Here is a 13,414-nt window from a genome sequence, read left to right as displayed (position 1 = left end):
ACCGAGATTTTGGCGCGTCAGCATCTAGAAGGGCTGCAACCCCTCGCGGAAGAGGCCGGTGTTGTGCTTGAGTTGCTCACAGGGCGCGACAAGGGCAAAGAACGCGAGGCGAAACTGGCGGCGCTTGCGGCTGGCAATATTCAAATCCTTGTCGGGACCCATGCGGTGTTCCAGAAAGACGTGCAATTCTCTGATCTGCGGTTGGCGATTGTGGATGAACAGCATCGGTTCGGCGTGCGTCAGCGTTTGGAACTCGGCAAAAAAGGGCAGGGCGCGGATGTTCTTGTCATGACGGCGACACCCATTCCCCGCAGTCTAGCGCTTGCGCAATATGGCGATATGGACGTGTCGGTGTTGGACGAAAAACCAGCAGGGCGCCAACCGATCAAAACCGCGCTGATTTCAGATGAACGCGTTAATGAGGTGGTGCAGCATATGCGCGGCGCGATCGCAGAAGGGCGTCAGGCCTATTGGGTCTGCCCTTTGGTTGGCGAAAGCGAGGTGTCAGACCTTATCGCGGCAGAAGAACGTTTCAAACATCTGCGCGCGACGCTTGGCGACGATGTCGTGCGTTTGGTGCACGGTCAAATGCCACCTTCCGAAAAAGATGCGGCCATGGCAGATTTTGTGTTAGGGCGCGCGCAGGTGCTCGTGGCGACAACCGTCATTGAGGTTGGTGTAAACGTGCCGAACGCAACTATTATGGTGATCGAGCGCGCAGAGAGCTTTGGCCTCGCGCAGCTCCACCAATTGCGTGGCCGTGTGGGTCGTGGGTCCGCGGCATCGACCTGTTTGCTGATGTATAAAGCGCCGCTGTCCGAGAATGGTCAGAAACGATTAACGGTTTTGCGAGAAACCGAAGATGGCTTTAAGATTTCTGAAACCGATCTTCAAATGCGTGGCTCGGGCGACTTGATCGGGACGGCGCAATCAGGCCTGCCGCGCTTTCGTATCGCCGATATGGAAAGCCAAACAGCGCTCATGGATGTGGCGCAAAGCGATGCGCGAAAATTGCTACATGATGATCCAGACCTCAAAAGCGCGCGGGGGCAGGCGGCGCGTGTTCTCCTTTGGCTGATGGAACAGGATCAAGCAATTCGTTTGATTTCAGTAGGTTAAGAAAAAAGTTAACGAAATGTTCTCATTTGTTCCATTTTGTTCTTTACAGATGTTCCTCAAAATGAGAACAAAGGGTCAACAAAAACAAGATTGAGCAGGACATTAACATGATACTCCAAATCAAAACCGTGATTGCCCGCGCTGACCGTACTCTGGTTCATGATGCGATAGGCGCCGTTTCTTTGATGACGATTCTCATGGTTGCCCTGCACGTTCCTGGTTTTGCCTGATTACTGTTTTTTGCCTCGTGATTTCGTGCCGACACCACCCCGCATCCTGTCCCAACTTAGATGCTCGATAACACGCCCTGTCCCAACTAACGTGTTGATCTTTAAGAGCTTTGCCTAGCTCGAACCGGTGATCCTCGGATCCCACACGAAAGCACTTACCTTGCGCCGCCGCCCTTATGGGTGTGCGGCGTTTTTTTGGGGGGCTTATGCGAGGCTGTCAATCGCTTCACATGCCGCTTCAATCGAGAGCAAGATGGATGCATGGCGATTTTTATAGGCAGAGGCGGGCAGGAACACTTCAAACCCTTCAAAAGGCGCATCAGGAACAACGCCGCTGCCCTTTAACAAAGCGCGCAATTGATCGCGCGCTGTGATAGCTTGCGCTTGCGTGCAGCCCACCAAAGCGCCGCCCACAACAGAGGCCGCCGCTTGCCCAAGCGCGCAAGCCTTCACATCTTGCCCAAAGGCGCTGACGCGTCCGTCGCTCATGCTGACGTCGACAGTGACGGTGGATCCACAAAGTGGGGAACGTTTTTTCACGCTCGCCTGCGCATCACTCAGGCGCTCGGCATGTGGAATATCGGCAGCAAGGGCGAGAATGCGACCAGAATAAAGTTTGATGAGGTCGGTTTCTTCAGACATAGAATTGAACACTTTCGCCTTGTTGGGTACTTGCTTAGATAGGCCAGAGGCCACGCATTTATAAGGACTATAATGATGAGTTTTGATCCGACAACGCTAAGCTATAATGACGCAGGTCTCATTCCCGTGATCGCGCAGGCCGATGGCAGTGGCGAAGTTCTCATGATGGCGTGGATGAATCTCGAAGCGGTTCAAAAAACGATTGAAACCCGAAAGGTGACCTATTGGTCGCGTTCGCGTCAATCGTTCTGGATCAAAGGCGAGACATCCGGGCACGTTCAAGAGCTGGTTGATCTGCGTATGGACTGTGACAAGGACTGCTTGCTCGCCATCGTTAATCAGGTTGGTGCGGCGTGTCACACGAATAGACGAAGTTGTTTTTACACATCAATTTCAGAAGGTTCTGAGGTGGAGCTCATGTCGCCAATGAAGTGATGAGACGTTAAAGTCCGACCATTGCGCGAATGTCTTGCGGGGTAAGGCCATCCTCTCGGTATTTCGCAATGGCACGACTGTCGTCACGCTTTGCCAATCGCTTGCCCTGCGTGTCGCGGATCAACGAATGGTGGTGATATTTCGGGGTGTCATAGCCAAGCAATTGCTGCAACAAAACGTGGATGAAGCTGGCGTCTTGCAAATCTTCGCCGCGCATCACGTCTGTGATCCCTTGCTCTGCATCATCGACAACGATTGAAAGGTGATAAGAGGCAGCCATGTCTTTCCGCGCGAGAACGACGTCGCCGATTTCACCAATCATTGAGGACGCTGTTTTTGAAACGAGAGATCCTTTCTCAGAGAATGAAATTTGTTTAAGTTCAAGTGACTGAAGCGCTTTTCTCATGTTGAGTCGAAGCGCAATGTCAGCTGGCTTTTCATCAGTTACATCGCGGCGACATGTCCCCGGATAGACCAGTCCATCAGGCCCAATCAACGGCGCGCTTTCTTGTGGGGCATTTGCCGCTTCTTTGATGTCTTTGCGCGAACATGCGCAAGGATAGAGCAACCCCATGTCCCAAAGCTTGGTCAGAGCAATGTCATATTGCTCAGAGCGAGCATGTTGTGACCAAATCGGTCCATCCCAACTAAGACCAAGCCAGTTGAGGTCTCGCTCGATTTGTTGCGCCCAATGTGGCCTTGCGCGACTTTGATCAATATCATCCAAACGTAGAAAAAAGGCGCCACCTTTGGCGCGGGCCTGATCATGGGCAAGAATGGCAGAATAGGCATGTCCTAAATGCAGTGGTCCCGTAGGGCTCGGTGCAAATCGAGTTCGAAAAGTCACTTCTTTTCAATCACATATACTTTGGATTTCATGTTAATTCCGGGAAGGTGATCGCCGTATTCTTCAGAGATGAGGTCGATCACACCTGCATTTATAGCACTCGTAATCCGACCCTCGAATGCTGGATCTTCCAAAGTGTGGTCATTAAAGGACACGACCATTTTGCCACTCGTGTCCAAGACACTCAGCAGTGTATCAAAGACCTCGATCGGAGCCGCGCCGGCGCCAATGACGCCAATCGCTGAAATCAGTGCGTAATCGCCTTTCTTTACAGGGAAAGGTTGCTCTGGGTCTGATAGGGTCAAGCTGCGATAGAGCTGTTTTTCAGCGGCGCGATCCAACATATCTTGCGTGAGATCGATACCATCGATCACGGTAAATCCAGCCAAAGAGAGCGCGAGGCCCGAAAGCCCCGTGCCGCACCCAAAATCCAAGAGAGGTGTTGAAAAATCGCTTGTCGCGGCCTTCAACGCAGCTGCGCAGCGACCCGGCGTTGCATAGCCGTTTTTGCTAGTTTCTTCGTCATAGCTTTTCGCCCAATTGGAATAGAGCGCGCGGGTCGCTTCTACGCCAGTGGTGTCATAGGCTTTATCAAGGAAGGTATCTGTCATAGCCCTAGGCTAACGAGGCATTGCATACCTGTCTAGCTTTGCGCGCTAAGCCATTCGTTCCAAGCGGTTTTTGCCCTGTCTGTATAGGCTTTGTAGCGATCTTTGCGGCCTCGACGTCCACCTTTGAGACCATCGACGGGCTGGAAAAGGCCGAAATTCACGTTCATCGGTTGGAAGGTCTTCGCATCTGCGCCGCCCGTGATGTGATGCACCAACGCGCCCGTCGCAGTGTCCTGTGGCAGGTCTGGAATGGTCTCGCCCTTAATCTCACTCGCGGCCAAACGACCCGCAAGCAGGCCCATCGCAGCGCTTTCCACATAACCCTCAACGCCGGTAATCTGACCCGCAAACCGAATATGTGGCTGTGATTTCAACCGCATCTGATTGTCGAGCAAGGTTGGCGAGTTCAGGAATGTATTGCGATGGATGCCGCCTAGGCGGGCAAAGCTCGCGTTCTCAAGTCCTGGAATTGTTTTGAAAACATCGGTTTGCGCGCCGTACTTCATCTTGGTTTGAAAGCCGACAATGTTGTAAAGCGTGCCAAGCGCGTTGTCGCGGCGCAGTTGTACAACGGCATAGGCTTTGACGTCTGGCTGATGCGGGTTGGTCAAGCCAACTGGTTTCATCGGGCCAAAGCGCAGGGTTTCGCGGCCACGTTCGGCCATAACCTCGATGGGCAGGCAGCCATCGAAATACTTCGCTGTTTCGCCCTCGTGGAACTCCGCTTTATCAGAGGCCAGCAACGCGTCGATAAACGCCTCATATTGCTCTTTATCCATCGGGCAGTTGAGATAAGCGGTACGCTCTTCCTCAGTTTCGCCCTTGTCATAGCGCGATTGCATCCATGCTTTGCTCATGTCGATGCTGTCAGCATAGATGATTGGCGCGATTGCATCAAAGAAGGCGAGCGCATCTTGGCCCGTCTCGGCAGCAATGGCTTCACCAAGCGCAGAGGATGTCAAAGGACCGGTCGCAATGATCCAATGGCCGCTTGAGGGAAGCTCTGTAATCTCTTCATAATCAATGGAAATAAGCGGATGAGATTTGATTTTTTCGGTCACGCCAGCGGCAAATGCATCGCGATCCACGGCCAAGGCACCGCCCGCAGGCAGGCGATGTTGCTCGGCCATATCCATGATCAAACCACCCGCTGTGCGCATTTCCCAATGGAGCAAGCCAACGGCATTTTGTTCGTGATCATCAGAGCGGAAGGAATTGGAGCACACCATTTCCGCGAGATCGCCAGTCTTATGCGCAAAGGTTTCGACCTTTGGACGCATCTCGTGAATGACGACAGGGACGCCCAGATTGGCGGCCTGCCATGCTGCTTCTGATCCGGCGAGCCCGCCGCCGATGATATGTAGAGTGTTTTCCATGCCGCGCATGTAGGTCAGTGCGCGGCAATTAGCAACTTTTTAACTCGGATCGGATACTGGGTCGAGAGGCAGCTCTGAAGGGACACGATCAGGAACGCCAAGTCGCCCATGGCGGCTGATCGGATCCTCAAGGGCACCTAGGAAGGCAAGAATTTGATCAACTTCTTCATCGCTTAGCGCAACGGGTTCGATTTCAGCGGCCATTGTGATGCGTAAAACCTCGGCGAGGTTGTCCATGGGCTCCCAATCCTTGGCGCCTTCGCCAAGTTCATGCAGGGCAGCTTGACGGCGGTCATAATTGCCGAGTCCTTCGAAGGGATCGAGGTGATGGCGCACCATCGCCTCTAAATCAGTGTAGGCACCATTGTGCCCATAGGGCGCGCTCAGCGTGACATTGCGCAAGGAGGGCGTGCGGAAGCGATATTTATCAGCGGTATCGCCCGAAATCATGCCGCGGCCCGCGTCGGAATAGGCATCATCTTTGCCCGGGCCAAACTGGGGCAGACCGATTGCGTGAAAGCCGTGATCGGTTTGGAACTTGCCAGAGTGGCAGGAACTGCAATTGGCATCGCCATAAAACAGCGTCATGCCGGCCATTTGATCGGCGTTCAGTGCCGTTGTATTGCCCTTCAAATACATATCAAACGGGCTGTCGGTCGCTCGGAATTCATAGGTAATAAACTGCGAAAGCGCGTTGCCGATATCGCTGATGTGGAGCGGAACATCCTCGCCAATAATCCAATCGAAGGCCATGCGATATTCTTCAATCGCTTCAACTTTGGCCGTGAGCTGCGCCCATGCGCCGTTGGGGCCGTGGATTTGTTCGGCATCGATGGCGTCGGCAATCGGATTTTCGCCAGGGTGACCAGCCATTTCATCGTGGCTCAGAATGGGAAGAATGTTTTGCGCCGCGAGAGCCGAATTCATCGGGCGCTCAAGGGTGCGGCCCTCAGGCATCGCGATGCCATACATTGAGTCGCGATCCATCTGAACGCGCCCGTCGTGGAACATGACCGAAAACTCGCGTGCGCCTAGATTGAACAAGGCGGGCGCATTGCGCGGGATGCGGGCTTTGGGCGCGTTCCCGTTTACGACTTCACGCAGGCGACCAAGGCCGAGGCCGCCTTCGCCAATTGAAAGCGACATGGCATCACCAGTGCCAAGGGCAGGGTGATGGCAGGTCGCGCAGGCAATGTTGTCATTGCCCGAAAGAATGGGGTCAAAGAAAAGCTGACGTCCAAGAGCGACGGTTTCTGTATCAAGTTTAGGGAAATCTGAAGGTACAATAGGGTTTGGCAGCTGCTGCGCGCTTACAACGCTCGCGCAGGACATCAGCAGGGCAGTCACGATAAAACGACGCATAAATCACACCTTTTTTGGTCAATAACTCGGATCGCGCATCAATTCTCACGCGAATGTGAAGAGTGTGAAGACGCGATCGCAGGCGTCAAACGTCCAGTTTCGAAATGATGTGTTGCCGTTGTGGAAACAAAGCTCTGTTCGGGCTTATTAACCTTAAAAAACCGTCAATAACGGTCGATCAGGCAGGCGCGCGGCACAAACCGCCGCTTTACGCTACGACACATTTTGGAGGAAATTGTTTTCACTTTGGAAACGGTGACGCCCAAAACCGAGCATTGCGCTCTGCCTAGTTGTCTTGGGTCCACGCTGGATCGCGCTTTTCGAGAAAGGCTGCGATGCCTTCTTCTGTGTCGCGATAGAGCATATTTTCGACCATGACATTGCCTGTAAACGCATATGCATCGGCCAGCGTCATATCCATTTGTTCATAAAAGGCGGATTTGCCAATTTTGACGGCTGCGCCGAGTTTAGCGGCAATGGTTTCAGCCATTTTTTCGGTGCTTGCGCTGAGATCGTCAGGGGTCACAACGCGGTTAACAAGGCCAAGAGCCTCTGCGCGCTCGGCGGAGATGAATTCACCAGTGGTTAACATTTCAAAGGCTTGCTTGCGTGGAATATTGCGGCTGAGCGCAACCATCGGGGTGGAGCAGAATAGCCCAATGTTGACGCCGTTCACGCCAAAGCGTGTGCCTTGTGCTGCAACAGCAAGATCGCAGCTCGCGACAAGCTGGCAGCCGGCAGCTGTCGCAATCCCGTGCACTTGGGCAATCACAGGCTGCGGCATCGCTCGGATGGTTTGCATCATCGTGGCGCATCGGTCGAACAGGTCTTTGAAATAGGCCTTTCCGCCATCTTCGTTCTGGCGACCGGCTGTCATTTGTTTCAAATCATGCCCCGCACAAAACGCTTTTCCCGCACCTGACAAAACAATGGCGCGTACAGATGGGGTTTCGCGCAACTCATTGAGTTGAGTTTGAAGCGCAGCCAGCATTTCATCAGACAGTGCATTCAAGCGCTCGGGCGCGTTCATATGTAGATGGGCAACTGCACCAGTGCCGCGACGTTCCAGAATTGCCATCTTGCTCTCCTTGCTTGCTTGGGCAAGCGTAGTGCGTGACGTAAGGAGAGGGAAGTCATGGAACTCAAAATGGACGCAGCGGCATTGAATACTCTTATGCGGCAAGAATTTTCGCAAGTTGCGGAGGATTTTGTTGTTGAAGAGGTTGCGCCGATGGCTGTGACTGTACGGCTCCCTGTTGCCGAGCGTCATTTGCGCCCGGGGGGTACAATCAGCGGCCCAACGATGTTTTCGCTCGCGGATGTATCGATGTACCTTGCTACAATGGCAATGATTGGTCCCGTTACTTTGGCCGTTACGACGAATTGTTCCATTAACTTCATGCGCAAGCCCAAAGCAGGTGTCGATCTGATCGCGTATGCGAAGCTCCATAAGCTGGGCAAATTGCTGTCAGTGGGTGATGTATTGATACATTCAGAAGGGCTTGATGCACCTGTCGCGCAGGCCTCGCTCACCTATGCGATCCCCCCTAGATGAGCGGCCCAGATGCGAACCCATCAAACATAAGTTTCAAAGCAATCCTGCTCTTGCTCGCAGCGGTTTTGTGCTTTGATGTAATGTCGATTTTCGTTCGCATCCTTGCAGCGAGCTACACACCACAAGAATTATCAGCCTATAGAAACGTATTGGGCATGCTGCCATCCTTGGCGCTACTGATTTGGACAGGCGAGCTACGCTTTAGAGCAGGTGCGCTGAAGATCGAGCAATGGCAACTCGCGCTGTGGCGCGGGGTTGTGGTGGCCTTCGCGCAGGTCTTTTTCTACTCGGCTTTGGCGCAGCTCGAATTGGCAACGGTCGCAACGCTTGGGCAGACGAACGCGTTCTTTGTGGTGATCCTATCGGTCCTGTACTTGGGCGAAAAAGTGGGTGTGTGGCGGATCGCTGCGCTGTTCATCGGGTTCGCTGGGGTCGTGTGGATTTTGCGGCCTGGTTCGGACGCATTCACGATGGCCGCGCTTTTACCTGTGGGCGCTGCGGCATGCTATGCTTTCGCAATGGTGAGTGTTCGAAAATTCGGTCCTGACACGTCGAACGCGCTGATTTACCTGTATTCTTCTATTGGCTCAGCCGTTGGCGCCATTGTTCTGGCCTTTTTCACAGCAGAATTTTCACCTATTCATTCGCTCTTTGACGGTCTCCTCATCCTCGTGATGAGTATCATAGGCGGAACTGGTGTTTTGCTGATGATGATCGCATTTCGAATGGCCAGTCCTTCGGTGCTCGCACCGTTTTGGTACATTGGGATTTTGACGGCTGGAGTCTTTGGTTGGCTGATCTTTGATGAAGCGCCACTCGATACATTGTTCCCGGGGATTTTGCTGATCGTTGGGGCAGGGGCGTTGATCATTTGGCGTGAAAGAAAACGCACGTAAAAAGCGGCGGCCCATGACTAACATGAAAGCCGCCGAAGTAAGAGGTTCGTGAAACTTGGGAACAGTCCGTAACGTGCTTTAGGCGCGCCAGAACCTCTTGTTCGCTTCGATTTCGGCCGCTTCAGGCGTCAGGCCGATGTCATTGAGAAGATGGCTGTCAAGATTTCTGAGCGAGCGCCGCGTGCGGCGACGTTTGGCCCATTTGGAGGACGTCACAGCGACGCGGACAGCGATCGTTGCCAAAATTGGCATCGGCTGTTGGCGGTCCAGAAAAGCGAGATCTGCTGAGATCAGAGCGCGAGTTTGTGACATGGTACACTCCTTTAATTGTATTGACACAATATCGTTTGTTTCGTATTTAGTTGATACAAAGTGAATCGCTTAGCGTCTAGAGAAAGATTGTAATGGATACAATTTGGTCCCCGAGTATCGAATTCCGTGAAGGCCCCAAGTACAAAGCCCTCGCAGAAGCAATTAGAGAAGCGATACAAAATGGTGCATTAAAGGTTGCGCAGAAACTTCCGCCGGTTCGGGACTTGGCGTGGGATCTTAAGATTACACCGGGAACTGTTGCGCGGGCGTATTCCTTATTGACGGATGAGGGCACATTAGAAGCCGCCGTCGGGCGTGGTACATTTGTTGCGGAGCAACTGAGCAGACCAGTCGAAGCCGAGGATGCGCCGATTGAGATTGATGCCTTGCCCCACGGATCGGGTGATCGCCCTGACGTGGTAAACCTGTTTTCCCCCGGGCTTCCCAACGTTGGGCAGGCGCAACTGATCAAACGCTGCATGAGCGAAGTCGCAAAGGAGCCGCGCTCTGGCGTGATGCATTATCCGAACCGTGAAACCTTTTCGCCTGCACGCAAAGCAATTCTGCATTGGCTGCGCGGCACGCCGCTCGGCGCGATTGATCAAGAGGATATCGTGCTCTCCCATGGGGGGCAAAACGGGATTTGTCTTGCCTTGCAAACCATTCTGCGCGGATCAAAGCCGGTGGTTTTGGTGGAAGAGCTGTCTTATCCGGGCTTTCGCCGTGCAGCGGCGTTGTTGCGCGCAGATGTGATTTCTGTGCCAATGGATGCCGATGGCATGATCCCGGAAGCCATTGCCGCGCTTGCGCAACGCCATAATGTGCAGGCGATTTGTACATCGCCAGAGGTGCATAACCCAACCGGCCTGTTTACTCCGCTTGAACGCCGCGAAGAGATCGTCGCGGTCGCGCGTGCCCATGATATCCAAATTATCGAAGACGATTGCTATCGCATGGGCTCAAGCCGCGCACCGTCCTATCGTTTATTGGCGCCAGAACGGGGCTGGTATGTCTCATCTATCTCCAAAACCTTAACGCCAGCGCTGCGGATTGGCTTTGTCATCGCGCCTAAACCCTTGGTGTCCGGCCTGCGCCGCTCTGCGGAATATGGGTTCTTTGGCTTGGCGACGCCCTTGGCGGATTTGACTGAACGTCTGTTGCTTGATCCGTTGACGGAAAAACTGTCCGACAAGGTCTGTGATGTCTTTGGTCAATATGTGCAGACTTGCGTGAACCATTTGGGGCGGTATGAGCTGTCTTGGCGCTCGGATGTACCGTTTATTTGGTTGCGCTTGCCTGAGGGGTGGCGCGCATCGGCATTCTGTCAGGCAGCTGAGGCGCAAAAAGTGCAGATCAGACCGGCGGAGGAGTTTTCCAGTCGCGATGCGCGTGCACCGCACGCTGTGCGCATTGCGATAAATGCCCAGATTGCTCATGATCATTTCGAAGCTGCGATTATGCGCATCGCCGATTTGCTGGACAATCCGCCTGAAAGAATAGGGGTTTGACGTGGGGTATTATTATACCTAATTTATAAGCGACTGTTTTTGAATGATTAATTGAGATTAACGTCCCTTGACGTGAAAAACAGCACGCGTATAACCAGCCCATTCGCGCGGGGATGTCCCGCGCTTCGTGATTCAAAAGACCTATAAGGGTATATGTCGATGAAAACCTTCTCTGCAAAGCCAGCAGACATCGAAAAGAAATGGATCCTGATCGACGCTGAAGGCGTTGTTCTGGGCCGTCTTGCTTCGATCGTTGCGATGCGCCTGCGTGGCAAGCACAAGGCGTCTTTCACGCCTCACATGGATATGGGCGACAATGTCATCATCATCAACGCTGAAAAAGTGCAGATGACTGGCAAGAAACGCACAGACAAGAAATATTACTGGCACACAGGCCACCCGGGCGGCATCAAGTTCCGCACAGCGGGCGAGCTGCTTGAGGGTGACTACCCTGAGCGCGTGATGACCAAAGCGGTTCAGCGCATGCTGCCAGGCGGTCCTTTGAGCCGTCAGCAAATGACGAATCTGCGTGTATATTCGGGCGCTGAGCACCCGCATGAAGCACAAAACCCAGAAGTTTTGGACGTGAAGTCCATGAACTCCAAGAACACACGGGTATAATCATGGCTGATCAAATCAATTCTCTCGAAGAGCTGAGCGCCGTTGCAAACGACGCAGCAGTTGTTGCTGACCTTGCAGAACCACGTGAGCCAGTTCGCGACGAACTCGGTCGCTCCTATGCGACAGGCAAACGTAAAGACGCGGTTGCTCGCGTTTGGATCAAGCCTGGTTCAGGTAAAGTTGTGGTGAACGGTAAAGAGATGAAAGTCTACTTTGCGCGTCCAGTGCTTCAAATGATCCTGCGTCAGCCGTTCACTGTGTCTGGAACTGAAGATCAGTTCGACGTCATGGCGACAGTTAAAGGCGGTGGTCTTTCTGGTCAGGCCGGTGCGGTTAAGCATGGTATTTCCAAAGCTCTGCAAGTGTATGACCCATCCTTGCGCGGTGCTTTGAAAGCGGCAGGCTTCCTGACACGCGACAGCCGTGTTGTTGAACGTAAGAAGCCAGGTAAGCGTAAAGCGCGTCGCAGCTTCCAGTTCTCTAAGCGTTAAGTCGAACTTACAAGAATTTTGCAAAGGGCTGCCATTTGGCGGCCCTTTCTTTATTGTGCACGCTCCGCGTACTCAGGTTTAGCGGGATATGCGGTTTGCCTCCGGCGGGGATATTTCGCGAGAGAGGAAACACTTTTTTAAGTCTTTTCTTCTTAAACATGTGCACGGTACAGGCGGGGACGCCGATGACCGTGAGAGGGGAAGTATACCTTCCTAGTGAGGCAGCGCTTGTTGGGCTGCCTCTTCCTCTCTCTCAAAATATCCTCGCCGAAGGCAAATCCGCATGGGCATCGCCCATGCTAAAACTGGGACGCGCGTAAGCGCGTTGCTATTTGATATCTGAGTCGATCAAGCCAAGACCACGTAGATAGATCCCGATGCCGGTTTCAAGTAGATCTTCTGGTGGAAACGGGCTTTGTGTGCCGGGGCTGTTGCGTGCAAAGAGCTCAACCACGCCATGGCTGAGCGCCCAAATATGCGCACTGAACATGCTCGCGGGGGGGCGTTTATCGACTGGGATATGCGCGTTCAAGTCTTCTGCAGCACGCTCCAAAACGCCGCGCGCGCGTGTGGAGACAGCCGCAAGCTCCGGCGTTCGGTTTACAGAAATCCCGCTTTCAAACATTGCGATGTAGTGGCCGGGATATTTGCGTGCAAAGGCCAGATAGGCGCGGCCCGTTGCTTCAAACGCGGCCAATGCTGAAGGCTGTCCCTTGTCGTAGGCAAATTGCATCACATCGGCAAAGATTTCATAGCCTTGGCGCGCGGCTTCAGCGATCAGGTCTTCGCGTCCTTCAAAGTGGCGATAGACCGCGGCGGGTGTCACGCCCGCTTGTTTGGCTGCCTCAGACAGGGTGAAACCCGTTGGACCCTTGGCACGGATCAACTCGAGCGCTGCTTCCACGAGCGCTTGGCGTAGGTTGCCGTGATGATAGCCGCGTTTAGGCATCCCAGATGTCCGGTCCCGCACAGATGCTTTGATCGATTTTGCCGAGCGCTTTTTCGTTCTTATGGGAATAGTCGAATTGCGACAGCACATGGCGGATCGCATTTAGACGCGCGCGTTTCTTGTCGTCTGATCTAATGATGGTCCAAGGCGCAGTTTCTGTGTGGCTGCGTTGCAGCGTCTCTTGGATCGCATCCGTGTAGCCATCCCATCGGTTCAGACCCTCAACATCAATCCAGGAGAGTTTCCACTGTTTGAGAGGATCGCTTTCGCGGGCAAGGAAGCGGCGCAGTTGCTCTTCGCGTCCCACATTGAGCCAGAATTTCACGAGTGTGATGCCCTCGTTGACAAGCATGTCTTCAAAGGCAGTGACCTGATTGAAGAAGGCTTCGCGTTGCGCAGGCGTGCAAAATTCGAACACATGTTCCACAACGCCGCGATTGTACCAACTGCGATCAAAGAA

The 13,414-nt window shown here is 53.5% G+C and carries 15 protein-coding genes and 2 pseudogenes; 8 read left to right on the top strand and 9 right to left on the bottom strand.

Features of this window, described 5'->3' with window-relative positions:
* Nucleotides 1-1,119 (top strand): ATP-dependent DNA helicase RecG (locus ABJQ89_RS18010; protein ID WP_348497536.1); only part of this gene is annotated, 1,119 nt, incomplete at its 5' end.
* Between the two features lie 107 nt (nucleotides 1,120-1,226).
* Nucleotides 1,227-1,349: a hypothetical protein gene (locus tag ABJQ89_RS18005; protein ID WP_348497535.1), complete on the top strand. Its 123-nt coding sequence runs from the start codon at nucleotides 1,227-1,229 to the stop codon at nucleotides 1,347-1,349.
* Between the two features lie 204 nt (nucleotides 1,350-1,553).
* Here the strand turns inward: ABJQ89_RS18005 and ABJQ89_RS18000 are convergent, their stop codons facing one another.
* Nucleotides 1,554-1,991 carry an iron-sulfur cluster assembly scaffold protein gene (locus ABJQ89_RS18000; RefSeq protein WP_348497534.1) on the bottom strand — a complete coding sequence of 146 codons (438 nt, stop codon included), beginning with the start codon at nucleotides 1,989-1,991 and terminating at the stop codon, nucleotides 1,554-1,556.
* Nucleotides 1,992-2,066: 75 nt separating this feature from the next.
* Here ABJQ89_RS18000 and hisI point away from each other — a divergent pair, with 75 nt between their 5' ends.
* Nucleotides 2,067-2,426, top strand: coding sequence for a phosphoribosyl-AMP cyclohydrolase (hisI, locus tag ABJQ89_RS17995; RefSeq protein ID WP_348497533.1), 360 nt, complete (start codon nucleotides 2,067-2,069; stop codon nucleotides 2,424-2,426).
* A 7-nt stretch (nucleotides 2,427-2,433) separates the two neighbouring features.
* Here the strand turns inward: hisI and gluQRS are convergent, their stop codons facing one another.
* From gluQRS to ABJQ89_RS17970, 5 genes and pseudogenes are all read right to left on the bottom strand, one after another.
* A complete protein-coding gene (gene gluQRS, locus ABJQ89_RS17990; RefSeq protein ID WP_348497532.1) occupies nucleotides 2,434-3,273 on the bottom strand; it encodes a tRNA glutamyl-Q(34) synthetase GluQRS in 840 nt (279 codons plus the stop codon).
* Nucleotides 3,270-3,884 carry a methyltransferase domain-containing protein gene (locus ABJQ89_RS17985; RefSeq protein ID WP_348497531.1) on the bottom strand — a complete coding sequence of 205 codons (615 nt, stop codon included), beginning with the start codon at nucleotides 3,882-3,884 and terminating at the stop codon, nucleotides 3,270-3,272. Before ABJQ89_RS17985 ends, gluQRS begins: the two co-directional genes overlap by 4 nt.
* Nucleotides 3,885-3,916: 32 nt before the next feature.
* The gene (gene trmFO, locus ABJQ89_RS17980) at nucleotides 3,917-5,260 is read right to left on the bottom strand and encodes a methylenetetrahydrofolate--tRNA-(uracil(54)-C(5))-methyltransferase (FADH(2)-oxidizing) TrmFO (protein WP_348497530.1); all 1,344 of its coding nucleotides are present in this window, start codon (nucleotides 5,258-5,260) and stop codon (nucleotides 3,917-3,919) included.
* 39 nt (nucleotides 5,261-5,299) lie between these two features.
* Nucleotides 5,300-6,622, bottom strand: coding sequence for a cytochrome c peroxidase (locus ABJQ89_RS17975; RefSeq protein WP_348497529.1), 1,323 nt, complete (start codon nucleotides 6,620-6,622; stop codon nucleotides 5,300-5,302).
* 286 nt (nucleotides 6,623-6,908) lie between these two features.
* Nucleotides 6,909-7,709 (bottom strand): annotated as a pseudogene (locus ABJQ89_RS17970) (enoyl-CoA hydratase); the annotation flags it as partial.
* Between the two features lie 48 nt (nucleotides 7,710-7,757).
* On the opposite strand from ABJQ89_RS17970, the gene ABJQ89_RS17965 reads away from it, so the two are divergent.
* Both ABJQ89_RS17965 and ABJQ89_RS17960 read left to right on the top strand, forming a co-directional pair.
* Nucleotides 7,758-8,177 (top strand): PaaI family thioesterase, encoded by a 420-nt coding sequence (locus tag ABJQ89_RS17965; RefSeq protein ID WP_348497528.1) that lies wholly within the window; start codon nucleotides 7,758-7,760, stop codon nucleotides 8,175-8,177.
* Nucleotides 8,174-9,073, top strand: coding sequence for a DMT family transporter (locus ABJQ89_RS17960; RefSeq protein WP_348497527.1), 900 nt, complete (start codon nucleotides 8,174-8,176; stop codon nucleotides 9,071-9,073). Before ABJQ89_RS17965 ends, ABJQ89_RS17960 begins: the two co-directional genes overlap by 4 nt.
* A gap of 78 nt (nucleotides 9,074-9,151) precedes the next feature.
* Here the strand turns inward: ABJQ89_RS17960 and ABJQ89_RS17955 are convergent, their stop codons facing one another.
* Nucleotides 9,152-9,385 (bottom strand): DUF1127 domain-containing protein, encoded by a 234-nt coding sequence (locus tag ABJQ89_RS17955; RefSeq protein WP_348497526.1) that lies wholly within the window; start codon nucleotides 9,383-9,385, stop codon nucleotides 9,152-9,154.
* 92 nt (nucleotides 9,386-9,477) lie between these two features.
* On the opposite strand from ABJQ89_RS17955, the gene ABJQ89_RS17950 reads away from it, so the two are divergent.
* The 3 genes from ABJQ89_RS17950 to rpsI all read left to right on the top strand — a co-directional run bounded on the left by ABJQ89_RS17950 (nucleotide 9,478) and on the right by rpsI (nucleotide 12,005).
* Nucleotides 9,478-10,893 (top strand): PLP-dependent aminotransferase family protein, encoded by a 1,416-nt coding sequence (locus ABJQ89_RS17950; RefSeq protein ID WP_348497525.1) that lies wholly within the window; start codon nucleotides 9,478-9,480, stop codon nucleotides 10,891-10,893.
* 159 nt (nucleotides 10,894-11,052) lie between these two features.
* Entirely contained in the window at nucleotides 11,053-11,514 is a 462-nt protein-coding gene (gene rplM / locus ABJQ89_RS17945) for a 50S ribosomal protein L13 (protein ID WP_348497524.1), read from the top strand.
* 2 nt (nucleotides 11,515-11,516) lie between these two features.
* Nucleotides 11,517-12,005: a 30S ribosomal protein S9 gene (gene rpsI, locus ABJQ89_RS17940; RefSeq protein WP_348497523.1), complete on the top strand. Its 489-nt coding sequence runs from the start codon at nucleotides 11,517-11,519 to the stop codon at nucleotides 12,003-12,005.
* Between the two features lie 328 nt (nucleotides 12,006-12,333).
* On the opposite strand, the gene ABJQ89_RS17935 is transcribed toward rpsI, so the two are convergent.
* Both ABJQ89_RS17935 and ABJQ89_RS17930 read right to left on the bottom strand, forming a co-directional pair.
* The gene (locus tag ABJQ89_RS17935; protein WP_348497522.1) at nucleotides 12,334-12,954 is read right to left on the bottom strand and encodes a TetR/AcrR family transcriptional regulator; all 621 of its coding nucleotides are present in this window, start codon (nucleotides 12,952-12,954) and stop codon (nucleotides 12,334-12,336) included.
* Nucleotides 12,947-13,414, bottom strand: a pseudogene (locus ABJQ89_RS17930) (polyphosphate kinase 2); the annotation flags it as partial. The gene ABJQ89_RS17935 and the pseudogene ABJQ89_RS17930, both read right to left, overlap by 8 nt.

This window comes from Planktotalea sp. (assembly GCF_039984035.1).
GTDB lineage: Bacteria > Pseudomonadota > Alphaproteobacteria > Rhodobacterales > Rhodobacteraceae > Planktotalea.
The sequence above is the reverse complement of the archived record's forward strand: the minus strand, read 5'-3'. Positions and strand labels throughout refer to the sequence as shown.